The 26,652-nt window shown below is 59.5% G+C and carries 17 protein-coding genes and 1 pseudogene; 3 read left to right on the forward strand and 15 right to left on the reverse strand.

The window, feature by feature from the left end; translation table 11 throughout:
* Positions 1–4 precede the first annotated feature (4 nt).
* The 13 genes from IRZ77_RS17280 to tssB all read right to left on the reverse strand — a co-directional run bounded on the left by IRZ77_RS17280 (position 5) and on the right by tssB (position 16,666).
* Positions 5–4,651 carry an RHS repeat-associated core domain-containing protein gene (locus IRZ77_RS17280; protein ID WP_230386552.1) on the reverse strand — a complete coding sequence of 1,549 codons (4,647 nt, stop codon included), beginning with the start codon at positions 4,649–4,651 and terminating at the stop codon, positions 5–7.
* A 52-nt stretch (positions 4,652–4,703) separates the two neighbouring features.
* The gene (locus IRZ77_RS17285; RefSeq protein ID WP_025339904.1) at positions 4,704–5,135 is read right to left on the reverse strand and encodes a DcrB-related protein; all 432 of its coding nucleotides are present in this window, start codon (positions 5,133–5,135) and stop codon (positions 4,704–4,706) included.
* Between the two features lie 48 nt (positions 5,136–5,183).
* Positions 5,184–7,169, reverse strand: coding sequence for a type VI secretion system Vgr family protein (locus tag IRZ77_RS17290; RefSeq protein ID WP_196173987.1), 1,986 nt, complete (start codon positions 7,167–7,169; stop codon positions 5,184–5,186).
* Between the two features lie 74 nt (positions 7,170–7,243).
* On the reverse strand, positions 7,244–7,759 hold the full coding sequence (locus IRZ77_RS17295; protein WP_196173989.1) for an Hcp family type VI secretion system effector: 516 nt from the start codon (positions 7,757–7,759) through the stop codon (positions 7,244–7,246).
* 132 nt (positions 7,760–7,891) lie between these two features.
* Positions 7,892–8,761 (reverse strand): type IVB secretion system protein IcmH/DotU, encoded by an 870-nt coding sequence (gene icmH / locus IRZ77_RS17300; protein ID WP_196173995.1) that lies wholly within the window; start codon positions 8,759–8,761, stop codon positions 7,892–7,894.
* Position 8,762: 1 nt separating this feature from the next.
* Complete coding sequence (tssK, locus tag IRZ77_RS17305) at positions 8,763–10,100, reverse strand: type VI secretion system baseplate subunit TssK (protein ID WP_085599506.1); 1,338 nt, start codon at positions 10,098–10,100, stop codon at positions 8,763–8,765.
* A 52-nt stretch (positions 10,101–10,152) separates the two neighbouring features.
* Complete coding sequence (gene tssJ / locus IRZ77_RS17310; RefSeq protein ID WP_085599504.1) at positions 10,153–10,947, reverse strand: type VI secretion system lipoprotein TssJ; 795 nt, start codon at positions 10,945–10,947, stop codon at positions 10,153–10,155.
* Complete coding sequence (locus IRZ77_RS17315; RefSeq protein WP_108480812.1) at positions 10,944–11,501, reverse strand: FHA domain-containing protein; 558 nt, start codon at positions 11,499–11,501, stop codon at positions 10,944–10,946. Before IRZ77_RS17315 ends, tssJ begins: the two co-directional genes overlap by 4 nt.
* Entirely contained in the window at positions 11,498–12,514 is a 1,017-nt protein-coding gene (tssG, locus tag IRZ77_RS17320) for a type VI secretion system baseplate subunit TssG (protein ID WP_085599500.1), read from the reverse strand. Before tssG ends, IRZ77_RS17315 begins: the two co-directional genes overlap by 4 nt.
* Positions 12,478–14,244, reverse strand: coding sequence for a type VI secretion system baseplate subunit TssF (tssF, locus tag IRZ77_RS17325; protein WP_135002458.1), 1,767 nt, complete (start codon positions 14,242–14,244; stop codon positions 12,478–12,480). Before tssF ends, tssG begins: the two co-directional genes overlap by 37 nt.
* Positions 14,245–14,247: 3 nt before the next feature.
* The gene (gene tssE, locus IRZ77_RS17330; RefSeq protein WP_085599496.1) at positions 14,248–14,658 is read right to left on the reverse strand and encodes a type VI secretion system baseplate subunit TssE; all 411 of its coding nucleotides are present in this window, start codon (positions 14,656–14,658) and stop codon (positions 14,248–14,250) included.
* On the reverse strand, positions 14,655–16,145 hold the full coding sequence (tssC, locus tag IRZ77_RS17335; RefSeq protein WP_108480815.1) for a type VI secretion system contractile sheath large subunit: 1,491 nt from the start codon (positions 16,143–16,145) through the stop codon (positions 14,655–14,657). The genes tssE and tssC overlap by 4 nt, the downstream gene beginning before the upstream one ends.
* Positions 16,146–16,162: 17 nt before the next feature.
* The gene (gene tssB / locus IRZ77_RS17340) at positions 16,163–16,666 is read right to left on the reverse strand and encodes a type VI secretion system contractile sheath small subunit (protein WP_085599492.1); all 504 of its coding nucleotides are present in this window, start codon (positions 16,664–16,666) and stop codon (positions 16,163–16,165) included.
* Positions 16,667–16,965: 299 nt separating this feature from the next.
* Between tssB and vasI the strand changes: the two genes are divergently transcribed.
* The 3 genes and pseudogenes from vasI to tssM all read left to right on the forward strand — a co-directional run bounded on the left by vasI (position 16,966) and on the right by tssM (position 22,659).
* Positions 16,966–17,598: a type VI secretion system-associated protein VasI gene (gene vasI / locus IRZ77_RS17345; RefSeq protein ID WP_173015128.1), complete on the forward strand. Its 633-nt coding sequence runs from the start codon at positions 16,966–16,968 to the stop codon at positions 17,596–17,598.
* Positions 17,586–19,054 (forward strand): annotated as a pseudogene (gene tssA / locus IRZ77_RS17350) (type VI secretion system protein TssA). Before vasI ends, tssA begins: the two are co-directional and overlap by 13 nt.
* Entirely contained in the window at positions 19,051–22,659 is a 3,609-nt protein-coding gene (gene tssM, locus IRZ77_RS17355) for a type VI secretion system membrane subunit TssM (protein WP_108480817.1), read from the forward strand. Before tssA ends, tssM begins: the two are co-directional and overlap by 4 nt.
* 30 nt (positions 22,660–22,689) lie before the next feature.
* Here tssM and IRZ77_RS17360 read toward each other — a convergent pair whose 3' ends face one another.
* Both IRZ77_RS17360 and IRZ77_RS17365 read right to left on the reverse strand, forming a co-directional pair.
* Positions 22,690–24,279: a methyl-accepting chemotaxis protein gene (locus tag IRZ77_RS17360; protein WP_196173991.1), complete on the reverse strand. Its 1,590-nt coding sequence runs from the start codon at positions 24,277–24,279 to the stop codon at positions 22,690–22,692.
* Positions 24,276–26,522, reverse strand: a complete 2,247-nt coding sequence (locus tag IRZ77_RS17365) for a putative bifunctional diguanylate cyclase/phosphodiesterase (RefSeq protein ID WP_196173993.1) — start codon at positions 26,520–26,522, stop codon at positions 24,276–24,278. Before IRZ77_RS17365 ends, IRZ77_RS17360 begins: the two co-directional genes overlap by 4 nt.
* Between the last annotated feature and the right edge of the window lie 130 nt (positions 26,523–26,652).

Genomic DNA, 26,652 nt, shown 5'->3' on the forward strand with positions numbered 1-26,652 from the left:
TCTGCTATTTGCAAATACTTGGGATTTTCTGAGTGGGTGGGGTGTGTGGGTGAGCCATGTTGTTAAGAGAGGGAAGTTTGGTTGGTGATGTGACCCCTTTGCTTTCTAAATACGCCCCTGCTTGAGCAAGATATGCTGAACGGTTACGGTTTTTGTCTGAGATGCCAGGATCCACGTTTCCTCTAACTCTACCTGTTCCACGGCCAAGTACGCCATTCTCGCGACTACCAATATCTTCTATCCCCCGGACAATGTCTCTTCTCGTGCCGACTGGTGTGACCTGGTGAATTGTATCTCCAGCTTGGAAGCGGTATCCATCGATACCTTTGTTCTTACTATGGCGCCGCGCTACGGTCTTTAGGGTTTCTTTATCAGATGCGCGCCCATGGTAATATGGGCCACTACTGTCGACTAGGACGTAGTTCCAGTCCAGACCAAGTGGGTCGGTATAGGTAGTCGGATTCGGTGGGTATGGATAAAGATTGGTGTTACCCATGAGCCCGATAGGATCCGGCTGTGTGAAGCGACCAAGATCTGGGTCGTAGAGTCTGAAAATATTGTAATAAAAAGATATTTCAATATCTGCGTACTGGCCTTGATGTCGAAGATTTTGTTGTCGTCTTTCTGCTAAGCGGTGCCACTCGCCATGTGTCTTGCCCCAGCCATGATAGTCACTTCGCCACGTGATATCCCCATTGCTATCAGTTAGTTGTTCAGGAAGTCCTGCCAAGTTGGTGTGAAAATAGTGGATATCCTCTTGGCTAGGACTTCCATCTATTCGCGCCAATGGCTCATAGCCGTTCGTGTTGGCATAGATGAAAAGACTGTACATACCACTTTGTATCTCCTGCAGCAGGCGGAACCCTTGCCAGTAGAACACTACCTGTTGACGTGGTTCAGAGTGTTCGTCTTGGTAAACCTCCTTGCTGATTCGTCTTCCCAGTGGATCGTAACGAAACACAACACGTTCGCGCTCACCGCTGCGATACTGGTCTACGCAAATCAGACGTTGTTCAGCGTCGTACTCGAAGTACTGTACCCAGTTACTCCCAATCCTTTTCTCGCACAATCGCCCAAATCGATCATAGCGATAGCGTTTGTCCTGATAGACCAGTACACGGTTGTGTTTGATCAGGCCGTTGAGCTTCGGCCCGTCGAACAGGTTGCCGGCCTTGTCATATTTGAAATCCTCAACCTGTGTCGCTTGCCAGTTGGGGCGAGACTGCTGAGTACTCTGCAACTGCTCGTTCGGATCGTAGCCATACCGGTTGCTACCGGTGTAACTCTTGCCGGTGTGTGGGGAGCGATGAAAATGGCCGATGATCTGTTCAAGGTGTGCGGCGTCTTCAGTTGCAACGTCGGCAACACCACGACGCTGGGTTTGGGTCAGAATCTCAGCAATCAGGTTGTCACTAGCATCGTAGCGGTAGCTCTTCTCAAGTAAAGGCAGCATTTCAACCGGGGCATCGCGATAGTGGATGGTCTTGCTACCCAGACGGCCGCTCTGGTCATAGCGGGTGCGAGTGATGAGACTTCCCTGAGTACGTAGCACTTCGTCGTGCACCGCATCGCGCTCGAAGTCACTGATGACCCGGCCGTTCAGGTTGATCTGATGAAGGTGCCCACTGCCGTAGTGCAGGTAGTTCAGTTGTCGCTGGTCAGGCAGTGTCAACGTCTGCAGATTGCCCAGTTCGTCATAGCGGTATTGCAGCAGCCCGGCACTGTTGGTTTCGCTGAGCAACTGCCCGTTCGCGTCATAGGTGTAATCAAGCTGCTGTTGCTCACCCTGGTTGTCCGTGAACGTGATGGACAACAGGTTGTCGGCGGGGTCATAGCTGTAGTCGGTGATGCCATCCTCGGTGCGTTTGCTCAGCAGGCGGCCAACGGCATCACGTTGGAAATCATGGCGAATCGAAGTGGCCCGTGTCGGCGGGGCGTTGTCGGAGAGGGGTGGCTGTTCGTATGAAGAGGGGACATGGGTTAGGCTGGTGACACCGTCGAGTGTGTCGTACTCGTATATCCGGCCACTTCCATCCAGATCTTGTTGTGCCACCAGGCGGTCAAGTTTGTCCCAGCCAAACGTGTAGGACTCTTCATTCTCGTTGGTGAGTTGCAGCAGGCGACCATAGGCGTCGTAGCGAAACTTCACGCTGTACCCCATGGCATCGGTGCGTTTTACCAGGCGGCCGCTGCGGTCATAGCGAAACTGCAAGATCTTTTGCGCGGGATCGATGTAGCGCGTCAGCTGGCCGGCGGTATCAACTTCGTAGCGGTCGATACGACCATCGGGTCGTTCGCTTTCTATGAGATAGCCGCGAGCGTCATAGCGGAAGTGGGTCTGCTCTCCGCGGGCATTGATGCTTTCGCTCAGGCGGCCATGCAAGTCGTAGTGGTACAGCGTCTGGTTGTTGCTGCAGTCGCGATAGCTGAGCAACTGGCCACGGGTGTTCCAACCCAGGTGCTTGGTCTTTTCGAGGGCATCGGTGACGCGGGTAACACGACCTTCCGGGTTGTATTGATACTGTGTGCTCCGGCCCAGTGGGTCCTGTTCCCACAGTAAATTGCCATGAGCATCGTAGCCGTAGCGCCGGGTACGTCCTGCTCCGTCTGTGACCTGAACGGGCAAGGCCCAGTGGCGCAGATAGCTTATGCGTTCGCTTCGCCCAAGCGGGTCACGTGTCTCGATCAGACGCCCGATATCGTCATAGCTGTATTCCCACTCGCCGCCCTGTGGATCAGTTCGTTTGACCAACTGGCCGGCGACGATCTCTGCTTGCCAGCAGTTCCCAAGTGCATCGACATGCTTGTAAACGTCGTATAGCGGGCCCCAGAAATAGCGGTCTATACGTCCCAGTCCGTCTGTTACGAGGGTTTCGCCTTCTTCGAGGTTGTACTCGAACTTGTACTCCTCCCCATCGCTACCCCAGTGGCGAACCACCCGCCATTCGTGGTCAGGTTGCGGCTCAAGCAAAGGTGGCAGGCGATAGGGTGTGCCATTTGCTCTTACAGGCAAAGGGCGTTTTTCAGGGATGGTGTAGCGCTCCCACTCGTACTCGCGGACGGCGCCGCTAGCCAATTGGTGGCGCTTCAGATAGCCCTCTTCGGTATAGCTGAAGCGGCGCACCACCTGACCTGTCGCATCCAGGACTTCCTGCAACTGCCCTCTGTCGGTATAGCTGTAGCTGACCAGCAGCTCGTTCCGCTCGATAGCGGGCTCACCGTTGTTTGACAGGAAGAGCCGCGACACCTTGCATACGCGCCTTGTATGCGCAGCATCATAGTGAAGCTGGACAACCGTCTGGCCGTACTTGTCATAGAGTGCTTGCAGGCGACCTTGTTTGTCGTAAAGCACATCTACGTAATTGAGATTGCGGTCGCTCAGCCTGATGAGTCTTGAACGACTGGGCTCGTGCGGGTCGACATCAAAAACCTTGTAGCGTCCCTCATGAATGTCCTCGACAACTGTTTGGCCATCCTCCAACTGGAAGAAAGCCAAGCCGTCCACAACACTGACAAAGGCATCGCCGGCGCGCAGGCGCCCGAGTTCCAGGCGATTGCCTTCTTCATCGACGTAAATCCACAACTCGCCGCCGTCAGGATGCGGGACGCGGACCAGTTCAACTTCATAAGGAACACTCCAGCCCTTTCCGAACAGGCCGCCAGTGCGTAAGTCTCTACTGTCGTAACTACGAGCCCATTGGATTCCCAGCAAGCCAGGTAAGTTGAAATCAACATCCTCTGGACCGTCCTGGAACTTGCTACCCGTGGCGACCGCAACGGGGTTGCCCAATTTGCAACCTTTGATGCGCCCAAAACGTCGTGAAATGAGTATCCCCGCAATGATCCCGGTAAACATCGCAATCTTGCTCTTGCCATTGCGAATATCCCGAACCGTCGCCGTTCCGCCGCCAATGCGTACATTCGGCGATACCTTCTCATTCACATCGATCGTGGCATCGCAGGTGGTCTTGTCACCCGATCGCGCTGCAGGCTGGCCGTTGATGAAGACTTTGTCCGACCCTTGCGCAATATGGTTTTCGGGCAGAGGCGGGTGGCGGCTGCATGAAATCTTGTCCTGCTCTTTGGATTCCGCGCCGGGGTCCTTTGGCGTGGTGACGGGCGGGTTGAAGATGTCGCGTATCGCCATGCCCAGCCCCACCACGGGGAACAGGTAGGGCACCGCCGCCATGGCCATGGAACCCACGTTCTCCAGAATCGAAGGCTCTGCTTGCTCTGCGTCGGCCGCTCCCCCACCTGGCGGCCCTGTAATACCGGCTGCGCGAGCGGCGGGCTTGCTGTTGACGAACACGTTGTGTGACCCGCTTTCGATCTTTCCGTAGGGGTCGGGTGCATCCACGCTGTTGCCAAGGCTGTCGCAAAAGCGGGAGATGGCATCGCCGACAGTCTGGTCTTCACCGACCGAAAGGGTGCTCATCGCACCGACCGCCACCCCCGCAACGGCGGCGATGGCGATGCCAGCTGCGCCCCCCGTCGCGACAGTACCGACAACGGCCAGGCTGATAGCGGCAGCCACGGCGGCGGTGGCTGCGGCATAAATGACGGCCTCTGCAACTGCACTGACCATTTCGGCGATCAGGGACGGATGCAGGATTTCATCGCCCATGCGGGCGGCGTGAACGATCTGCGCCATGGCTTGCAAGCTCCAGAAGTTCTGAATGAGGTTGACCTGGGTGGTGAAGGGGTCAGGTGAATCGGAGCTGTTGTTTGATTGCGCGCCAGTGCTCGATGTCGTCGCTGCTCAAAGGGCTTGGCTTGCTGTAGTTGATCACCAGCAGCCGGTGCTGCCCTGGAATCATGCAGGCGGCCTGGAGCTGGAAATTGGGCTTGTCCCCCACCTTGAATTCAATGGCCATTTCGCGGGCTTCGACGGAGTGTTCACCGCCCCCCAAACGCGCGATCTTCGTGGGTGTGATGGTCATTGCCCCGGACTTTTTTCGCAGCATCCGCAGTTGGTCATCGATGGCTTGGTCCAGGGTCTTGTCATTGGCGACGGGGCTGCGTGCCATTACCAACGTGGTGTCTCGGGCACGAAAGCGCAGCATGTTGAGCGTGAGGTCTTCAGGTGCTTCCTCGCCTAGATTGAGGATCAGGTCGTGAGTCAGGTATTCCGTCATTGCGGGAGTCCTTTCAGGAGGTCTTTACGTACGGGCAAGTGCAAGCAGCTACTTGAAATGCCCATCCACATCGGCTTTCAGTGCACTGCTATCGCGTCCATCCGCTGCGGCACCTGCCGCTCCGCCCTCAGGGTTGAGGTCGAGCTTCGATGCGGGCGTGTTGATCTGTCCGGTCTGTTGCCCGGTGAGGTTGAAGGTCTCGCAGGTGATATTGAGCGTGCCGTTGGCCTGCATCTCGATCAGTGTCTTGCCGCACTTGAGGCGCAGGGTGTTGCCTGCTTCGATCTCGTAGTCGCCGGCGATGAGGTCGTTTTTGCCGCCGCCGACTTTCAGGGTGTCATTGGCTTTCACCACGCGCAGGCGATTGCGGCCGATGGCAACGGACTCGTCCTGGCCAATGCTCTGGGTGCGATCAACACCGACGGTGAGAGACTGGTTGTTGTTGACCTGGGTGTTCTGGTCCTTCTGGGCATGGATGAACACCTCTTCCTTGCCCAGTTCGTCCTCAAAGCGCAATTCATTGAAACCATCGCCCTTGTGGGTCTGGCTCTTGATGGTCATGCGGGTCTTGTGATCGGGCAGGTCGTAGGGCGGGAGCTGATCACCACAGTAGGTGCGCCCGGTAATTATCGGCTGGTCGGGGTCACCGTTGACGTACTGGATGATCACGTCCTGGCCGATGCGCGGGATCGCCATCGAGCCCCAGCTGCCACCGGCCCAGCCTTGCGACACACGCACCCAGCAGGAGCTGAACTCGTTGTTCTGGCTTTCACGGTCCCAGGGAAAGCTGACCTTCACCCGGCCCCACTCATCGCAATAGATCTCTTCTCCCTTCGGGCCGACCACGGTAGCCATGTGCGGGCCGTCGATTCGTGGTTTTCCCAGTGGGGCAGGGCGCCATTCGGTCCGGCCGGGGACCAGCACGGTGGTCTGCTTGTAGTGCGTGCTTACATCTGCGCCGGCGGCTTCTTCCTGCAGGCTGGTGAATTGTTTGCCTTTGTGGGTAACCGTGTTCACCCGCCAATGCGCGTTGAGGTCGTCACGTGGGTGGCCAGTCAGGGTGAAACTCAGGCCCGGTTGCAGGCGAACATCGTCACCCTCAACCTCGGCAATACGGACATCGTGGCGCAGCGCAGTGATGCGGTTTTCAGTGAACGGCTTGCCCACGGCATCGCGTTTATAGCGGCCTGGGTAATCGAAGTATTCGTACTCGTTGGACTGATGCTCCAGGAAGGGCCCGGCAGCTCTGTGTTCCTGGCGGTAGGCCGGGTTGGTAAAGGTGTAGTCGCGCTGAACCTGGCGAGCGGTGCGCACCTGCTCGCTGTAGCGCAAGCGGCGAAGGCACGGCATGGCTTGATCGCCACCGCCGGTGGCTTGGTACAGCACGCTGTCAGGGTCTACAGGCTCGTCGGCATCAAAAAAGCCCTCGTCGTCATCCTCGGCCTTGATGGTCCCATGGCTGATCAACCCGAATGATTGCAGCCGATCGGTAATGATCAGCTTGTGCAGCTTTTCACTGTGTGCAAAGCGGTAGACGAAGCCTTCTTCAGCAGCCAGGCGGGCGATGAACGCCAGGTCCGTCTCACCGGCCTGAACACAGAACTCGCGGACCTGATGGTCCATGCTGGCGCGCAGTTCGTACTGGTTGATGCCCTGGCGCTGGAGCATCAGCTCGAGAATTTGCGGAACGGTCTTCTGCTGGAAGATGCGCCAGTTCGAGCGCAGGTCGGCCCGGGCCAGCTGAGGCTCGACCAGCGCGTGATAGTAGGTGCGGTAGAAGCCACTTTCAGCCTGGCTGAAGCGGCTGACCAGACCGTGCACGTAGCGCACCGGACGTTCGCCGTCCCAGATGGTAAAAAGTACGGGCTTGTCGAGCAGGTGGCCGAAGTCGATATCGTTTTCGAAGCTGATGAGTTTCAGCTCCAACTCGAAGGGCATGCTGATCCCCTCTCGGAGTTCGAACGACACCACTTCGAATTCAGCGTTGCCAACCAGCGGCTGGAAGCTGTAACGCAAGTCAGATTGGCTAGGCATAAGCAGTCCTTGTCCGCCGTCTGAGGTGGCACAAAGTCCGAGCAGGCACGGCCTGCCCGGAGCATTCGTAACTATCAGGTGGCTGGCGCGCGCCAGTCATCGGAGCCAGCGGTACCGGCTACGCCGTGGTCCCAGAGGATCTTCCTGTAGGCCAGTGCTACCTCGACCAGCTGCGTGTAGTTCTCGTTCTCCTTGTCTTGCGAGTGGGGTAGGACGGTGTTGATGCTGACGATGGTCGCGTCTTCAAGCTTGGTGGTGAAGAAATGCTCTTGTTTGCCTTCCGTCGAGGTGCGGTACCACTTGATTTCGACCTCCTTCAGCGTTTCGCCAGTGGCCAGCGCTTGATACATCAGCGGCGTGGCCTTGTTCAGCGAACTGGTGAACTTGAACGGCTTGTGTACGCGCTGACCGCTGGGTTGGCCACTCTGTGGGTCAGTAGGCGTGGTCACCTCATGGTTGATTTCCTGAACCAGGATTTGATCTTCATGGCCTTGCTGGTAAACATTGCCGACGGAGTCAGCGGTGAATGCGCCAGCAGTGATGAGGCCTTGTTTCTCACCAGTGATACTGATGTAAGCGGGTGTTGGCATGGAGTTTCTCCTGCGTCCATGTGGATAAAGCACGCGCACTCAGGGTGGCGTGGCCATCGGGAACGATGGGCTTGTCAACGAAGCAATCGCCTCGCTAATTCGTTGAAATCCGTGGCGACATGCGCCGATCTGTTACTGCTGCAAGATGCCGTTCAGCGACTCCAGCACCTCGGTGGTAATGAGGTGCAGGCGGTAGCTGTAGATGCCGTAGGCCACCGCCATGGCGAGGGCGGAAATGACCAACGGGCTCCACCACGGCCATTGCCGGTTCATGCGGAAGTTGCTTGGGGCGACGTTGGTGTACGGATCGCAGACTGTCTCCGGCGTAGGGCCGCGCAGCTCGCGAATGATCCCGTGGAGTTGGTGTATCAATGCGTTGAGGGATTCTTCGCCCTTCGGCGCGATGGCGTACTTGCCCTTCAAACCGAGGCAAAGCGCGAAGTACATGAACTCCAGCACGTCCTTATAACGTTTGGGTTCCTGCATGAGGCGCGACAGTACGGTGAAGACTTTCTCTCCACCCCAGGTTTCGTCGTGGAAGATGCTGAGCAGGGGCTCCTGGCTCCAGCAGCTGGTTTTACCCCAAGGCCTGTCCATGACAGCCTCATCGATGAAAAGGCAAAGACCGTATGAGTACGCCAGCAACTGAGCGGGCTCGTAGCCGTGCTGGCGCATCTCTTCCCGCACGTTTTCGATCTGGTTGCGCACCTGCTGGTGCACCTCCTTGATGTTGGGCAAGGCATCCAGTGTGCGCAGGCGTATCACCAGGCCGAACAGCGGCGCGGCTGCATCCAGCATCAGGTTGTCGTAGCCGCCACGTAGCTGGAAGTCCGGGTCTGCCGGGTAGCCTTCATACACTGGCTCTGCCTTCGGCTTTCGCTCAGCGCCATCAGCTGCTGTTGGTGCGGATGAGTCGTTGGACAATGACGCATCGAGCATCGCGTGCAGTTGCTCGCTTTCGACCTGTTCGGTATCAGTTGGGGGGCTGTTTTCTTGTTTCATTTCATTCACTCCTGATCGCCCAGAACTGAAGTTCCAACCCCGGGAATTCCCCCGCGACGTGGATACCGAAGCCACTGGATGCCTCCATGCCCGCCCAAGCCGGGGAGCGACGGTCCAGCTCGAAGTAGGTGAAGCCTGCATGGAAGGGCAGATCCCGAGGAGCCACGGGCAGCGGCACCAGTGGAATACCTGGAAGCTGCAGCGGCACTACCTCGTTCAACGACTCCAGCGAGACGACCTTTGCCTTCTGCACGAACATCCGACGCAATGTCTGAGGCGGCATGTGGGCTCGCACTGCCAGAATGAAGTCGGCCTCGTCGATCAGGCGGCGATCCTCCAGCGTGGTTGTCAGCAAGCCGTACTCCAGCGTCTCCAGCGGCAGCGAAACGGCGCGGGGTTGCAGCACCGTGCTCAGTGCCCGGCGTAGCGTGTCCTCCAGCGGCTTGAAGGAGGTGCGCAGCGCGGTATGGTGATAGGCGGGGTATTCCTGCGGCAGCCGGCTCTCGTCGGTAAACGTCACGAACTCGCCACAGGCCTGGCTCATGCACAGGTACAACTGTTCGGGATGGGTCTGCCCTTGCCTGGCCAGATGCTGGAAGCATGGCCACCAGCGGTTCATGGCCTGCAGCAGGTTGAAGTCGCGAATGTCGGCGATGCCGGACTGCCCTGAGGCGCCAATGCGGGCGGCGAGGTTGCGCGCACGTTCGCGCAGGGAGTTGGTGATTTCTTCCAGATACCGTTGCAGCGCAGGTACGGCGCGCACTGAAACGCTGGTGGGATAGAAGCCTTCATCCAGTTGCAGGCTGCCATCGGGGCGCCGTTCCAGAATGCGCGTCACGGCCAGGCGGGTGTAGGCGCTGCTGTCGTCGGCCTTGCGTTTGAGCTGCAGGTTGGGTACCGCCAGGTCAATCTGCACCAGGTCACCGTCGGCGCTGTGCGTGTCCTTGATTTCCTGGGCCTGGGCGCTGTAACGGAAGTTGGCGGGGTTATCGGGCCAGCTCACCTCACGGCCACCTTCGGTGCGCAGCGGCAGGCACAGGTAGATCTCGCTGTCTTTCGCGCCGTCGTCTTCGATTTCCAGCGGTGGCGGTGGTGGCATGTCTGCAGGGATATCGAACACCGTGCCGTCCGGCATGATGCCCCGCGCACGGGTGATGGCGACCTTGCCCAGGCTCAGGTACTCATCGTTCAACTGCAGCTCGCTGAAGCCATAGAAGGCGGCGTTCAGGCTGCCAAGACGTTGATGCAAAGCCGCTTCGGCGGCACGGGCAGCTTGCTGGAAGTGCTGCGGTTTGACGAACAGGCCTTCAGGCCACAAGACGGGGTTACGTGAACTCATGAGCGCTCCGTGTCAGCGTGATTGAGCGGGAAGGGCAGCGTTACAGGCGCCATCAGTCTTCCTCCTTGAGCAGGAGCTGCGTGTCGTTGAGCAACACCGACAGGATGATCTGGTGCCCGCGGGGCGGAATGCGCAGCACTTGGCTCCAGGTGGCGTTTTCCTGGTTCCGGTAGTCGGCGATCACCGCGACGAAGCGCGTTTCGGGCTCGATGGGCGCAAAGGGGATGAACTTGAACTGCCCAGGGCGCAGCAGGTAATCGTCATCGCGTATGTAGGTGCTGCGCAGCGCCTCGGCAGGGTCCTTGTCCAGCAATTCGTAAACACTGTTGCGCAAGAGAGAGTCGTCGCGCAGTTGCAGGATCTTCACGGCCATGGGCGTAGCGACGGGCTCGGCGGCCATGGTGGTGGTGCGCGGCAAGGTCAGCACCACGGTAGGGTCGTCGTAGCTACCCGGGGTACTTTCTTCCATGGGGGAGCGCGCAGGATCCTCGCCATCGTCAACTGGCGAATCGACGGGCGACATGGCTGGGAATTGTTCCAGCAGGTACTCGAACAGGGCCCCGACTTTCTCGGTCAGCACGTAGGGGTCGCCTGCACTCAGGCTGACCGCGTAAGGGCTGGGCTCCACAACCGGCCCGAGCTCGGGCGCCACCTCAAGGCTGTTCGGGTTGCCATTGAGCGTTGGGCTGGCGTTGATGCTGAACGCGACCTGGGTGGGGTGCTCCCCGGGCGGTCCGACGGGTAATGAGGGGTCCATCACCACCTGGCCAATCTTGCTCAGGGACGTGCAACCCGAGAGCCCGATCAACGCCGTCAGCAGGCCGGCCATGAATGTTGGACGCATCATGGGCGGTCTCCTGCAATCAAACGTTCCAGTGGGCTCTGCTGCGCTGGTGCTGCCTCTGTGTCCAGTGCCGCCAATGGGTCGTTGCCCATGCCCGGTTCGAATGCCGAGCAGATGTCTGCTACAGCCTGGGGAGCGGCTGCAGCGGCATGGCAAGTCTTGGGTGGAACAGCCAGCAACCAGTGATCGAGGGTTCGTTGTTCAGGGCTGAACAGGTCCTCCAGTGAGCGTGCATCGGCCTGCGAAAGCTGGGCCTTCAGTCGATAGGCGCCAATGCGCAACTGGTCACCCTCGAGCAGCCGCCTGGCGGTAAGCGACCCCAGGCTGTGGAGGCTGTCGTTCAGGTAGGTACGCTGGCAGCGATCGATGATGCAGAAGCTGCCCTCGATCCAGCGGATCTCGCAATGGATCGGTGCAATGGTCTGCTCACGATCGTTGATCTGCCAGGTGGCTTTCGCGCTGCCGATGGTGCCGCCTGCGCGGTCGAACTGATGTCGGGCAGTGACGTTGTGCTGCAACTGATCCAGGTTGGTGATGCTCAAGGTCAAAGTGCTCATGAGCGCCCCCGGAACCGCACGACAGGGCTGCTCTGGCCGTGACGGTCATCGACGAAGCTGGTCCAGCCCAGGTAGGCACCCAGGCTGCGGTGCAGGCAGAAGGGAGGCAGTGCGTTCTGCTTCAGGCGCAGCTCCAGGTCATAGGCCAGGCCATCACGCAGCAGGAAGTCGATCAATGCCCGTAACCGGCCGAAGTTGATGCCGCTGGGCAGCAGGTCGCGCAACTGTGCAGGGTCGAGTTCGCTGATCACGATGGTGAACTTGCTGCTGCGTGTTCGCGTGCGGCTGCCCACCATGAAAGTACTGCCCAGCTCACCGTTGCTTCTGCCAAGGCTGACCAGTTGCTTGGCGGCTGTGGGGACCGAGCGGGTTTCGAACTCGCGAATCTGTACCTGCTTCAAGTCGAAGCAATGGGCAATGATGCCGGCGACCGTGCCTGGCGCACGGCTGCGGCTGGCAATGACGCCGGCGAAACTGAGCAGCCGGCTCCACGGCAGTGCCGTGTCCCCGCGCAACTGCCTGTCATTCAACCCGAGCAGGGCAAAGATGTACTGGGAGAACCCATCGGTAGCTCCCGGCTGAAAGCGGATGTAATAGCGATATTTGCGCCAGATGCGATGCAGCAGGCTGAGCAGGTAGTGGTTGAAGAAATCGAAGAACGCCGGCCGCACGCCGATGCCCTGTGCATGCTCGTATGCCACCTGCTCCAGGTAATAGGTGGGCAACGGCGAGTCGGTGCCATGCAAACCCATGAAGGTGGTGCACACGCGATAGCGGTCAGCTTCCCCGGGCATGCGTTCGACCTTGTACACGTCGGAAACCGGGAAACTCAGCCGTGGGTCGCTGGCAAGCCGCACCCTCAGCCGGGTGGCCTGGTCTGGCCAGCGTGGTTCCAGGTCGTCCCCGTGCAAGCCGTGCAGGCGCTCCAGCAACTGGAAAAAGTTGTACTGGTGTGCTTCGGCCAACAGCTTGTCGGCTAGATCAGCGGTTGTTTGCCGGTCTGGATTGGCCATGTGTAGTGCTCGTTGTTGGTGGTGTTGATCACTTCCAGTTGGTGGAAGGAATTGATGCTGGCGTACAGGGCGAAGAAGTGCGCGAGCACGCAACCGAACAGGTACAGGTCGCCTTCGCAGAGGAATGCGCTTTGATCCAGCTTCAGCCGCGTGCGCAAGCCACGAATGGGCTGGCCCTTGATCAGCCAGTCCAGCGGTTCCGTTTGCACTTCGCGGATGCCATCGAGGCGTTTGCGGGTGGTGCGTGTCTGCTGGATGTCGTGCAAGGCCGCGAAGTCGTAAGCGCGGATGACCGCTTTGAGCGGCTCGGCCGAGAGCAGCGACAGGTAGTTGAGCGACATGTTGGAAATCAGGGCCCATTGCAGCTGGCCGTCCAGCACCGGCCTGTACGGGCGGGTGGGTGTACGGATGTTGGTATAGGTGGCCAGGGGCGGCGTGATCTCGGTGAGCACGTTGATGTCATCGATACCCAACGCCAGCGGCAGGTCGCGGTTGGTGCAGGTCAGGTCGATGGACGCTGTTTCCAGTTCGCCGATGTAGGCGTTGGCATCGGCGCGCACGAAAGCGATGCGATGGGTGACGCCATCGCCGCGCAGGGAGTCCTCGAGTGTGTAGCGGTAGTACAACGCTGTACGCCCCTGCACATGCTCGATCTCATGGGCGAAGGACTCGAAGGGGCGGAAGGTTCTCAGGTGTTCGCCGGTACTCCCGTCAGTCGTGGTGCGGGTGCTGATGACCCGATCGACACTGAAGATTTCATAGGCGTGCCGCTCCTTGCCTCTGGGCACAAGCTCGACCTGGGCGGGCCGGCTGGACAGGTCGATGGGCTCGGCGCTGTGCTCGAACAGGTTCACTGCCGGGGCGCAGAACAGGCTGAAGTCTGCTTTGCCGACCCGCAGCGAATCAGGTAACTGCCGGGTGAAGTGAAATTCGAGGCCGACACGCTGAGCCGCTTGATCAGGCCAGACTTTCTCCAGGCCGGTCATGCTGACGAAGTGAAAACGCTCGGGAAATATGAAGTACTCCTGCAGGATCCGGTAACCGTCAAAGACGTTCTGTGGGTAAGGCAGCAGTGCTTCGTCCGTGCTGAAACCCGGGAAGACGATGCTGCTGGCCGGCAGCCGGCGTACCTCACCATTGACTGTCACCGAGACGTGCTTGAGGTATTGAGCGATCCACAGGTACAGCGTGCGGGCAGTTTGGGTATCACCACTCAGATGAAAGTCGAAGCTGGCGCAGCCCAGGGTGTTCAACGGCCGCTCGACCAAGCTTTGCAGGTCGATGCGAACCACCGAACTGTCAAGTGTCTGGGTAGCGCTTACCGACTCGATCTCGAACGGGTGAATGTCCACTGCCGTGCAGGTGCGGAATTCGCAGGGCACTCCATCCACGGGGCTGGAAAACAACCGCGAGCCTTTGGCGATGGTTTGCGACTGGCTGAGCGCTTGCTTGCGCGGCGTGAACTGGATGATCGTGGCGCTCGGCAGCGGCCGCAGGTAGTTGGGCCACAGCAACTGCAGCATGGGGTGCGTCAGCTCGGGCAGGTCGTCCTCCAGCTTGAGCCGCAGTTTGGCCGTGAGGAACGCAAAGGCTTCCATCAGGCGCTCGACATCCGGGTCGCTGCCACCCTTGCCTAGCAGGCGGGCAAGTTGTGGGTTGTCCTGGGCGAAGTCGTTCCCCAGTTCATATAGGTAACGCAACTCTTCGCTGAATCGATCCTTGAGTGACATAGGTCACCTCACTCGGGTGTGGCGGTTATGGCCATTGACCAGTAGTTCCAGTTGCAACTGCTCCGTGTGGTTGTTGACCTGCACGTGGCAGTCCAGCCTGAAATGCAGTTCCAGCGGGGCATGGCAATCGGGTACGGCCTTGAGCGCGCGCACATGCACACGCGGCTCAAAGCGCTGAATGGTGCGGCGGATGTCCGCGCTCACCTGTTTCAGGAGGTCGCCACTGCTTGCGTCGTGCCCGTTGAAGTCACTCAGGCCCAGCTCAGGGCTGCTTTGCGAGCAACCCTGACGAGCATTGAGCAGCGTTTCCAGGTGGCGCTTGATGGCGGCGAACTTCTGGGTAGCGTTCTCTTGCCTGGAGGGCACCCGGTTTGCGTGTTGATCTGTCACCAAACGGTCGAAAAAACCACTCATTGGGTATCAAGCCGACCTACCAGGGAGATCTCGAAATTCGCCCCCATGTACTTGAAGTGCGGGCGCACGGCGAGCGAGACCTGATACCAACCCGGATCACCGGCAACGTCCGACACCTCGACCTTTGCAGCACGCAACGGGCGACGGCTGCGCACATCGGCTGACGGGTTCTCCTGGTCGGCAACGTACTGCCTGATCCATTTGTTCAGTTCGGACTCAAGGTCCTTGCGCTCTTTCCAGCTACCGATCTGCTCGCGCTGCAGCACTTTGATGTAGTGGGCCAGCCGGTTGACGATGAACAGGTAGGGCAACTGGGTGCCGAGCTTGTAGTTGGTTTGCGCTTGCAGGCCTTCCGGGGTCTTGGGGAAGTTCTTCGGTTTTTGTACCGAGTTGGCCGAGAAGAACGCGGCGTTGTCGCTGTCCTTGCGCATGGTGAGGGCAATGAAGCCTTCTTCGGCCAGTTCGAACTCCTTGCGGTCGGAAATCAGGACCTCGGTCGGAATCTTGGCCTGCAGCTGACCCAGGGACTCGTACAGGTGCACCGGCAGGTCCTCGACGGCACCACCCGACTGCGGGCCGATGATGTTCGGGCACCAGCGGTAGCGGGCAAAGCTGTCATTGATGCAGCTGGCCAGCAGGAAGGCGGAGTTGCCCCACAGATAGTTGTCATGCCGCCCGGCGATGTCCTCGTCGTAGGTGAAGCTCTGGACCGGGTTTTCTTGCGGGTGATAGGCAGAGCGCAGCATGAAACGCGGCCCGGTCAGCCCGGTATGACGGGCATCCTCGCTTTCACGGAACGCACGCCACTTGGCATGCCGGGGGCCGGCGAAAATGTCCTTGATCTCCTTCAGATTGGGCAGCTCTTCAAAGCTGCTCAGGTTGAAGAACTCAGGAGAGGGCGCAGCGAGAAAAGGTGCGTGTGCCATGGCACCGACCGAGGCCATGTAACTCAGCAGTTTTATATCGGGAGAAGATGGGCCGAAGCTGTAGTTGCCAACAATCGCTGCAACGGGTTCACCACCAAATTGGCCATAACCTGCGGTGTAAACATGCTTGTAGATGCCGCTGCAAGTGATATCGGCGGCATTCTCGAAGTCATCGAGCAAGTCATCTTTGCTGACATGCAAGACTTCAAGCTTGATGTTCTCGCGGAAGTCGGTTCGGTCGACCAAGAGTTTGAGGCTGCGCCACGCGGATTCAAGTTGCTGGAACTCGGGTTGATGCAGGATGGCATCCATCTGCTTGCTGAGCACCCGATCCAGTTCAGCGATCATCTGGTCGACGCGATGTTTGTTGATGAGTTGATCAGGGTCATGGCTTTTAAGGATTTCGGCGATAAAAGCAGATACACCCTGGCGAGCGACTTGATAGCCCTCTTGAGTAGGCACCAGCCTGGTTTCTGCCATGATCTGATCGAGCAGGGTGGCGTTGCTCAGTGTTTCGGTTGTTGTTTCAACCGCGACGGTCGTGCTGTTTTGCTTTGGCATGGGGACGCTCCGTTGTCTCAGTCTTCTTTTGGCGCCTCGAGCACCAGGTCAAGTTCTTCTGCCAGTTGTTTGCGCGCCTGTTCGTTATTCAGCAGGTGCTGCAGTTGCTTGCGGAAAGTGGGCACATTGCCCAGCGGGCCTTTCAGCGCGACCAATGCCTCGCGGAGCTCCAGCAGCTTGTTCAGCTCCGGTACCTGGCGGGCGATGCTGTCTGGCCCGAAATCGTTGATGGACTTGAACTGCAGGTTGACCGCCAGCTCTGCGTCGGGGGCAGTGCTGAGCATGGATGGCACTGACATGGCGAGGCTGACATCGGCGTCGCTCAACACATCGTTGAAACTGTGTTTGTCGATTCGCATGATCGAACGGTCTTCCAGCGCGCGGGCATCATCCAAGCCGAAATCGCCTAGTACCAACATCTTGTGTGGCAGCTCCACCTCGGCTTGTTCGCCGTCGGTGGCCGGTACGTACTTGATGTTTATGCGTTCTTTGGGTGCAACGGAGCCCGAGCGTTTATTCATGGGTGTCAGCCTTCGTGAAGTTTTGATATATGTAGGAAGCATCCTACAAAGTTGTGTTTAAATTTAAACGTAGTTGGCTTCTCGCTATGTGCGTGTAAAAAACCATGCACCGAAAAAATATTGTGCGTCGAGCGTGAAAGTGTAAGGAAATATTTGGTTGTGAATATTGTTTTGTCTGTACTAGCCTTTGTTTTGTTTCGATGCTCCACTATCCGGTAGTTATATTTGATGACTGCTGTAGAAGCGTGACTGATCAGTCGGATAGCGCTGTTGCCATATTTGATGAGTGAGTGAAACCAATGATTGTCCGCTATGCATATGGCGTTGGGCTTTCGATGTTGCTCTCCCTGGCGCCAAGTTTGGCAAGCCAGACCAGGGACTGCCCGCGGATCGTTTCCAACGTCGAGCGCCTGGCTTGTTTCGACCAGGCCGCTGGCACGCCGGCGCATGTGACGAAACTGCAATGGTCCGCGCCGGAGCAGGATTCGCCCACGCTGCGTCGTGTGATGACCCATGAGGCGGGGCGGCCGCCGGAGGAGCTGACGTTTCGCCTCGAAAAAGGGGATGACGGGCTGATGATCTCAGCGCCCGCAATCGCTGCGGTCGCACCGTACCCCTACCTGGTGATCAGTTGTGTGCAGAACATTTCCAGGTTGCAACTGGTTACCGCACAACCCATCGATGCCGGTCGGGTGATGGTGCGATTGCAGGGGGAGCGTGGCTCCACTCTCGCTACACCCTGGCAGGTGACGGAAAACGGTCAGGTGCTTGACGCTGGCAGGGGATTGCCGGGCATCGAGCAGATCAAGCCACTGATCGGGGCCCATCGCATTCAGGTCGAGAGCGACAACCCGGCCGTCGATGGGCTGGTTTTCGACGCTCAGGGGCTGGACCCACTCATCGATGAGGCGCGCAAGGCATGTCGCTGGTAGCAGAGGTCACCGCAGAGGAAATTGCCCGGTTGCTTGCCCCCATCGACGCGCAGAACCCTGCCGGGCTGTTCGACGTGGAGAACGAAACCTACCAGGCCATCGACCAGGAAATGGTCAAGCTGGGTGGGTTGCAGGAGCCGTCCATCGACTGGGCGTATATCGAAGAAGCGTCCCGCCAGTACCTGGGCCAGGAGTGCAAGCACCTGCGCATCGTCGCCCATCTCGGTGTCGCCTGGCTGCGCAGCCAATGCTGGGAGCGCTGGGTTTTTACCCTCGCACTGCTGGCCGGCATGGTCGAAGCCTATTGGGAAAGTGCATACCCGAAACCGGGCCCCAAAGGGTTCCTCGGCAAGCGCAAGCTGGTTGGCCTGATGCTCAACCGTCTGCTCGTGGCGTTGCCGCGCCTGGACCGCTTCACGTTCAGCCCCGCGCACGCCGCGGCGGCTCAGGGCGCGCTGCAACGTCTGCACCAGCAGCGGGAAGCAGCGCAGCTCGATGAAGCGGCCCTTGGCGAACTGGAGCGCCTGCTAAGCAAGCACACCGAACTTTCAAACGGCCGTGCCGAGCCTGCCACGGACAAGCCCCCTGCAAAGGGCATCAAGGCTGCGCCACTGGCCGAGGTCATCGCCACGCCGACTCCCCGTGTGTCGTTGGGCAACGAGCGGGAATCACGAAGGGCCATGCTGACCATGGCCGAGCTGATCAATCAACAGGACCCGTACGATCCTGCTGGCTACCAGTTGCGTCGGTTCGGCTTGTGGGCACACATCCAGGCGCCGCCTCAAACCAGGCAAGGCAACCGCACGGAGCTGATGGCGGTGCCGCAGGACATTGCCGGTGACTATGAAGATGCCATTGCCGCTACTGCAATCGACGCGGCACTGCTCCAGCGGATCGAAAAGAGCGTGACGGCTTGCCCCTACTGGATTCGCGGCAGTTTTCTGGCAGCGAGTGCTGCCACGCGGCTGGCGATGGGCGAGGTAGCTGAGGCCATTCGCGCTGCGACCGCGCGGTTCGTGCAGCGCATGCCCGCGCTGCAGCAGTTGTGCTTCAGCGACGGCAAGGTATTTGTCGATGACCAATGCCTGGCGTGGCTCAGGGGGGCGCAAGGGCAATCCGATTCGGGCGCAGCCTCTCAGGAATTCGCCACGTTGCGAGAGGAACTGGCCTGCCAACTGGAAACGAGTGGCGTAGAAGCGGTGTTGCTCAGGCTGCAGGGCATGCAGGTGGACTTCCGCAGCCTGCGTGAGCGCTGCCATACCACCATGATCGCGGCTGATCTGCTGGCTGCTCGGGGCGTGTCCTGGCTGGCCCAGGACTTGTGCGCAGGCGTTGCCCGAACGATGCAGGAAAGCACCGCCAGCGCCTGGGAGCCTGAGGTGTTTCAACGCCTTCAGCAGCACGCGTGCACTGTCCCTCGCGGGTTGATTGGAACAAGGAACGGGAGTCACGATGAATCAACTGTGGAAGCATCTTAAACGTTGGGGCTTGCCCTTGGTGGTCCGTATCGGCCTGGCCATGCCGCTGCTGCTCGGGCTGGGGGCCGCATTGATGCTGGTTGCAATCTGGTGGCTTGGCCCGCAATGGGTCTGGCACGAGCAGCAGCCGCTGGCTAGCGTGGCGCATCGCGGTTTGGCCAGCCTGACGCTTGTATTAGTGCCGCTACTCTGCTGGCTTGTGGTGCTTCGCAGGCGTTTTCGCCGTTTGCAGGCCGAACGCAAGCAGGCGGTGGAAGCTGAACTGGACAACGTGTTGCCGTTCGTCCAGGCACAAGAGAAAGCCTTGGACCAAGGGCTGGCACGCTATCTGGACAATGCGGGTGGCAGGCGTGCCTTGTACCGACTGCCGTGGTATCTGGTGGTGGGGGACCAGCAGGCCGGCAAGACCAGTTTCATCGACCGTACCGAACAGAGTTTTTCCCTGACCCGCATCGACAAGGCACAAGCGCGAGGCAGGCAAGCGCAGGTGCTGGCTTATCCGATAGGCTGGTGGGTCAGTAACGATGCGGTGATCATCGACCCGCCGGGCGCTTTCGTCCGCCAGGAGTCGTTGGCAGGTTCATCAGCCGAGGAGTCGGACACGTCGAAAGCACCACCCGCAACCTCGGCCAGGTTGTGGGAACACATGCTGGGCTGGTTGGTGCGTAACCGAAGCCAGAGGGCACTCAACGGCTTGCTGTTGGTCGTTGACCTGCCTGCGCTATTGCATGGCACGCCTGAGCAACGTGTCGCCTTGGCGCATGTGCTGCGCACGCGTCTGTATGAAGTGAGCAGTCAGTCGGGCTCGCGCCTGCCGCTGTATGTGGTCCTGGCCAAATTCGATCTGCTGGACGGTTTCGATCAGCTGTACGCCGGGCTTCCCGCCGCCATGCGGGAAAACATGCTGGGCTTCACCTTCAAACTGGATGCGGTCGGCACGTTCGATGCCTGGCTGGATGAATATGGCGATCATTACGACCGGCTGATCAGTCAATTGTTTGAACAGGTAGTGGATCGGCTCGATGTATTGGGCGGTGCGCCATTGCGTGTTCGCTTGTTCTCGTTGCATGCCCAGTTGATCGGGCTGCGTCCGATACTGCTGGATTTCCTGAAGGAAACCCTCGCAAGTGACCGCTTCACCACGCCTGCCTTGGTACGTGGCGTGTACTGGTCTTCGGTCTTGCAGCAGGGCGACATGCTCAATGCGTTCGTGCGTGAGGCGGCACAGCCGTACAAGACCGAGTTTCCGCTGCGTGAAGGCAAGGCGCAGGGGCAGGCGCTGGTCTACTTCATTCAGCACGCCTTCCGGCGAGTCATCTACCAGGAGGCCGGCCTTGCCGGGGACAACATCAAGGTAGCGCGCAACAAACGTCGGTTGCTCTGGGTTGGTTCTGCAGTAGGCGTGCTGGCCTTCTGTGTCGCTATCGCCAGTTGGCAACGCTACTTTGACATCAATGGCGCCAAGGCCGCCAACGTGCTTGCCAAGAGTAGAGAGTACAGTCATCACGAAGTGGACCAGCGTCTGGACCCCACCGGGCGCAACCTGCTGGAGCCGCTGGACCAGATACGCGATGCCGTGTCGGTGTTTGGCAACTATCGTGCCGCGTGGCCGGGTGTTTCCGACCTTGGCTTGTATCAGGGGCGCGCCATTGGCCCTCGCGTCGATGAGGCCTACCTGAGCCTGCTCTCCAGGCGTTTCCTGCCAGCCTTGGCCAGCGGTGTGATCGATGCCATGGACGCCGCGCCGCCGGGCAGCGAACAGCAGATGGCTGCACTTCGGGTTTATCGAATGCTGGAGGACCGCCAGAGCCGCCGCCCCGAATGGGTCGAGGACTGGATGGCCCGGCAGTGGCAACAGAAGTTCCCCGGGCAGGGGCAATTGCAACGCGACCTCATGCGGCACCTGAAGTATGCCTTGGCCTATGCCGATACCGAACTTCCGCAGTACAGCCAGCGTATGGCGCAGGTGCAGCAGGTGCTGCGCAAGGTACCGTTGCCAGAGCGGGTCTACGCGAGCCTGAAACAGCAGGCTGGCGAGCAGTTGAATGCTGGCCTGGACCTGCGTCATCAGGTGGGGCCAGCGTTCGATGTGGTGTATCAGGCCTCTCCCGGCCTCAAGCAGGGCGATGGTGTCCTGATAGCACCAATGCTCACCGCCAAGGGCTTCAAAGAGTACTTCGAGCCCCGTAGCCAGCGCTTTGCAGATATGGCGATGATCGACCAGTGGGCACTGGGAGAGCGCGACCAGCTCGATTACTCGGATGCCGACCGGGAGGCGCTGGGCGAACGGCTACGGAACCTGTACAGCGCCGATTTCATTGACAGTTGGCGTCGTGCCTTGAACGCCTTCTCGGTGGCCGACTTCCGCGACCTGGATCATGGCGTCGCGATCCTGGAGCAGTTGACTGGGCCAGCAGCACCCCTGCATCGGTTGTTGGACACAGTGAGGGACAACACTTCGCTTTCATCAGCCTTTGGCGCTCAGGCGCCTGGAGAGGTGGAAGAGGTGCGACCAACAAGTGGCAGGCCTGATCAACAACAAGCCTGGGCGATTCAGCGGGCCTTTGCCGGGCTGAGTGCCATGCTGCAGGCAACCGGTGAGAAACCCAGCTACTACGATGAGACGCTTGGTGCCATCGCGGCCGTGCACGACTATGCCAAAGCGGTTCAGGACAGCCCGGACCGAGGCAAGGCCGCACTCCAGGCCGTGCATCAGCGATTCTCGATGACCGGGCAAGACCCCATCGGCACCCTGCAGAGGGTGGCCACCGGCTTACCGGAACCGATCAACCACCAGGTCAGAAAAATGGCCGATCAAACAGCACAAGTGCTGAATGTCGAAGCCCTGCGCGAATTGGAGCGACGCTGGGACGCCGAGGTTTACAGCTTCTTCCAGCAACGCCTGGCAGGGCGCTACCCCTTCGTCGTGAAAGCTCCCGACGCTTCGCTGGACGACTTTGAAGCCTTCTTCGGGCCGAAGGGGCGGCTGCAGCAATTTCATGATCAATACCTGAGGGTCTTCCTGAAAGATAACCTCGAAGCGTTGCAGGCCGGCCAGCATGGGCAGTCACTGATCCGCAGTGATGTGCTCGAACAACTGGAGCGGGCAGATCGTATCCGTGAGACCTTTTTCGATCAGCGCGGCAACCTGAGTGTGCAGTTCAGCATCGAGCCGTTGGGCCTGAGTGCCAACCAGCGTACAAGCTTGCTGGACCTGGACGGTCAACTGATTCCCTACACCCATGGCCCAAGCCAGATCACCGGTATCGTCTGGCCCAATACCTTGGGGCAGCAGGTGCGCAGTAACCTGACCTTGCTCCGGCAGAACGGAAACAGCAGCAGCCTTGAGTACCGTGGCCCCTGGTCGATGTTCCGCTTGCTCAGCCGTGGTTCGCTCAACGGTCGCACGGCGACCAGCGTGGACCTGAGCTTCAGGGCCGGCGATGGCGTGATGCGCTACAGGCTTAACGCGCAGAAAGCCTTCAACCCTATCACGCAAGAGCCTTTCAAAGGTTTCCAGTTGCCACGAGGGTTGTTGCAGAAGTCGCCCAAGCTGGGGCCGACCACGCAGGCCGGCTTGTGAGGGTTGGCTTGGGAGTACGGTGCGTACCCGTCACCCATTGCGCTGGCGCCCCCAAAGTTGCGCCGACAGCAGTTGAAGGCGCTCGGCCAGCTTGGCGACATGGGCGGCAGTGGTGCGACTCTGGTTGCTGGCAAGCACGCTTTTCTGGGTGGTTTGACTGATATCGGCCAGGTTGCACTGAATGCTGTCACCCACCGCGCTTTGTTCCTCTACGGCGGCAGCGATCTGCACACTCATGCCGCTTATCTCATCGACGCGCTGGGTGATCCCGTCCAGCGCCCGGGCGGCCAGCAGTGCCTGCTCGACACTGACGCCGGCCTTGCTGTGGCTGCGCTGCATCGCAAGTACGGCATCCCCGGTGGAGCGTCGCAAGGTATCGATGGTGCCCTGGATGTGCGCGGTGGATTGCTGGGTCCGCGAAGCCAGCCCGCGCACCTCGTCGGCGACCACTGCGAAACCGCGGCCGGCCTCGCCGGCGCGGGCAGCCTCGATGGCCGCATTGAGGGCAAGCAGGTTGGTCTGTTCGGCGATGCTTTGAATGACCTCGAGTACGCGGTCAATTTCATTGCCATGCTGTTCCAGTTGATGAATCACCATGCTGGTCTGTTGTACCTCGCTGGCGAGGCTATCAATGTGCTGGCGGGTCTGCTCGACCAGTTGGTGGCCGCGGTCGGATTCCTGGTTGGCCAGGTTCGCGGCGCTGGCGGTGAGCTGAGCGTGGCGCGCCACTTCCTGCACACTGCTGGCCATCTGCGTTATGGCGCTGGCTACCTGGGCAGTTTCCCCCTGCTGGCGGAGGGTCGCGCAATTGTTGTTGTCCACTGCGCAGACGAGCTCTTCGGCTTCCTTGCTCAACTGGCGGGACGAATCGGCAATGCGTCCGACAATTGCCCGGGTCTCGGCCTCGAGCATTTGCAGGGTGAAATCGATCTGGCCAAATTGGTCGCGGCGGCCACTGTAGAGTATCTGGCTCAGAGGGTTGTTGGCGATATTCCTGGCTTTTCGGGCAAGGGCGTCCAAGGGGCGCAGGCTGAAGCGCAACACGCCGCCGAGCAGCAAGCTCGATAGCATCATGGAGAGGGCGGCATGGTTCCAGGACAACGCGCCCAGCAAGCCCAAGGCCGCAAAACACAGCAGGTTCACGCCAGTGCTGACAAGTGCCAGGCGCATGCCGACGGACAGCCGTGACATACGCAGGCAGTTGGTGTTTTTACCACTACGCAACTGTGCGTAGAGATGTTCAGCGGCTTGCACCAGTGCTTTGGCCGGTAGCGTGCGAACCGATTGGTATTCCACTGTTTCGCCATTGCGCTGCATCGGCGTGACGTAGGCACTGACCCAATAGTGGTCACCATTCTTGCACCGGTTTTTTACCAGCCCCATCCACGAGCGCCCATCCTTGAGTGTCTGCCACATATGCGCAAAGGCTTCCGGCGGCATGTCCGGGTGGCGCACGATGTTGTGATTGACGCCGAGCAATTCCGCTTCACTGAACCCGCTGATGTTGATGAAGTCGGGATTGACGTAGGTGATGGCGCCCTTGGGGTTGGTTGTTGAAAGAATGTTCGCGTTTGAGCTGAATTCGACGGCACGACCACTGACCGGAAGATTGTTTTTCATTGTTTTTCTCCTGAACTGACTGGTACGCGCCGCGTAATTGCGCTTCCCTCGAAACGGTCTTCTGTGCTGAGCAGGTGTTGTATCTGGGCGGCGGGTTGTGGCCGGCTGAACCAGTAGCCTTGTGCGTAGTGGCAGCCTTCACCGACCACGAATTCGAGTTGTGCCGAACTCTCGATGCCTTCGGCCACTACTTCCAGGCCAAGGCTACGGCCGAGAACGATGATCGCCTGGCTGATCGCGCGCTGTTTGTTCTCGTGAGGAACGCCGGTGATGAAGCTCTTGTCGAGCTTGAGGATGTGCAGCGGAAAGCGCGTGAGGTAGCCAAGCGAGGAGTAACCCGTGCCAAAGTCATCCAGCGCCAGCAGGACACCAAGGCTGGTCAACTCATGCAGGCAGGCCAATGTGTCCATGTCGTCATGCATCAGTTGGCTTTCGGTGATCTCCAGGATCAGGCTGGCGGGAGGCAGGCCGCTTTCTTGCAGGATATCGATCAGCCGGAGGGTGAAGTCGGCTTGTTGCAATTGGGTGCTGGAGATGTTCACCGAGCAGCGCAGGTGCTCATGCCCGGCCAGTTGCCAGGCCCGGGTCTGTTGGCAGGCCTGGCGCAGTACCCATTCGCCGACGCGGATGATCTCTCCCGATTCCTCCAGCGCAGGAATGAACTCCAGTGGCGAGATCAAACGTTCGCCGTGGCGCCACCGCAACAGCGCTTCGACCCCGGTCACCAGCGGTGCCCCTTGGTCCAGGCGATAGATCGGTTGGTAGTACAGCTCGAATTCGTTATGTTGCAGTGCCTGGCCTAGCGCGGACTCCAGTTCCAGATGCTGTTGTGCGGTGTCTTGCAATGTTTCGTCGTAGTGGGCGAAGCGCGCCTTGCCGGCGGACTTGGCTCGGTAGAGGGCAAGGTCGGCAGCCTGCAGGACATCCAGGGCTTTGCCATTGTCGTGCAATGGCGCGATGCCGATGCTGGCGCTGACTACCAAGGTACGACCGTCCATGTGCAGCGGTTGATGCAGATTGTCGAGGATGCGTTGGGATATCTGCTCGGCGTCGCGGTCGCAGGTGAGGTCATGAAGCAGGACGATGAATTCGTCGCCGCCGAAGCGGAACAGTTGGTCAGTAGGGCGCAGCGACTCTTTCAAGCGCATTGCCACTTCCACCAGCACGCGATCACCGACATTGTGGCCGAGGCTATCGTTGATCAGCTTGAAGCGGTCGAGATCGATGAACAGCAGCGCCTCGTAGTCACCGCCCTTGCGCTGCTTCCTGAAGGTCTTCTGCATCTGCTCGTCAAGCCGGATGCGGTTGGCCAGGCCGGTCAACGGGTCGTGCTGGGCGGTATGTTGGAGGCGCTGCTCGGCATCCTTGCGTGCACTGATATCGGACTGCGAGCCGGCCATGCGTAGCTCTCCAGGGGTCGTCATTTCGGCGACCCCTCGCACGAGGACCCAGATGTAGTCACCGTTGTGCTTGCGGATGCGGTACTCATGGTGAACGGACGATGTCAGCCCTTGTAGATGCGCATCGATGGCATGGCGAAAGTCCGGCAGGTCGTCCGGGTGCACGCGACCGAACCAACTGGAACTGCTCTCGCCGATGCTATCGCGGCTGAGGCCGAGCATGCTGGCCCAGCGCTCCGAAACGTAAAGCCGATCCTGATCGACATGCCAGTCCCACAGCCCATCGTTGGCACCGCGTAGCGCGCGGGCGAAGCGAGCCTCGCTGTCTTCCAGCGCCTTGTGCTGGGCCGCGCTGTAGGTATCGATGGCCAGCGTCATGTCGAAGAACACCGCCTTCAACAGGCTTGAATAGAGCGTGGCATCCGGGCTGTCGCCGAACACGCTTTCAAGCATGTCGTCGAGGTACAGCCGATAGCTGCCGAGGTACCACTTCAGTTCCAGGCCGATCTGCTGATGGATCACCCCGATGCGCAGGCGGCCGTTGACGTAGGTTTCATCGTATGGACCGCCCCACAGGCACTGATAGTACTGAGCCTGGCTCTGCTTCAAACGAGCGGTGACCTCCGGCGTGCGTAGCAATGCAGAAGGGGTGGAGAATTGCGCCAGGTGACGGTACAGATGGTCGACGAAAGCCTGCTGGGACGGGGCCATGTACCGAGCTGCTGCGCCTAGTCGCCTGGCATCTTCGGCGCTCCAGTCGAGAAAGCGAAAGCGTTCGGCAATCTCCGCCTGGTCGAGACGGATACGCTTGAGTAATTCCTCGAGGTCTTTTGTCACCTTCATTCACATCCCCCGGTGTTGGAGAAGATTCCTTTTTGCTGAACAAAAAAAAAGCGCCCTGAAAAAAAATTAACTTTGAGAAAATTTTGTGACGGCGCGTAGGGTTTTAGGCCGATTTTACATCAAGGCAAAA

The sequence above is a fragment of the Pseudomonas pudica genome, from assembly GCF_015680405.1.
GTDB lineage: Bacteria > Pseudomonadota > Gammaproteobacteria > Pseudomonadales > Pseudomonadaceae > Aquipseudomonas > Aquipseudomonas pudica.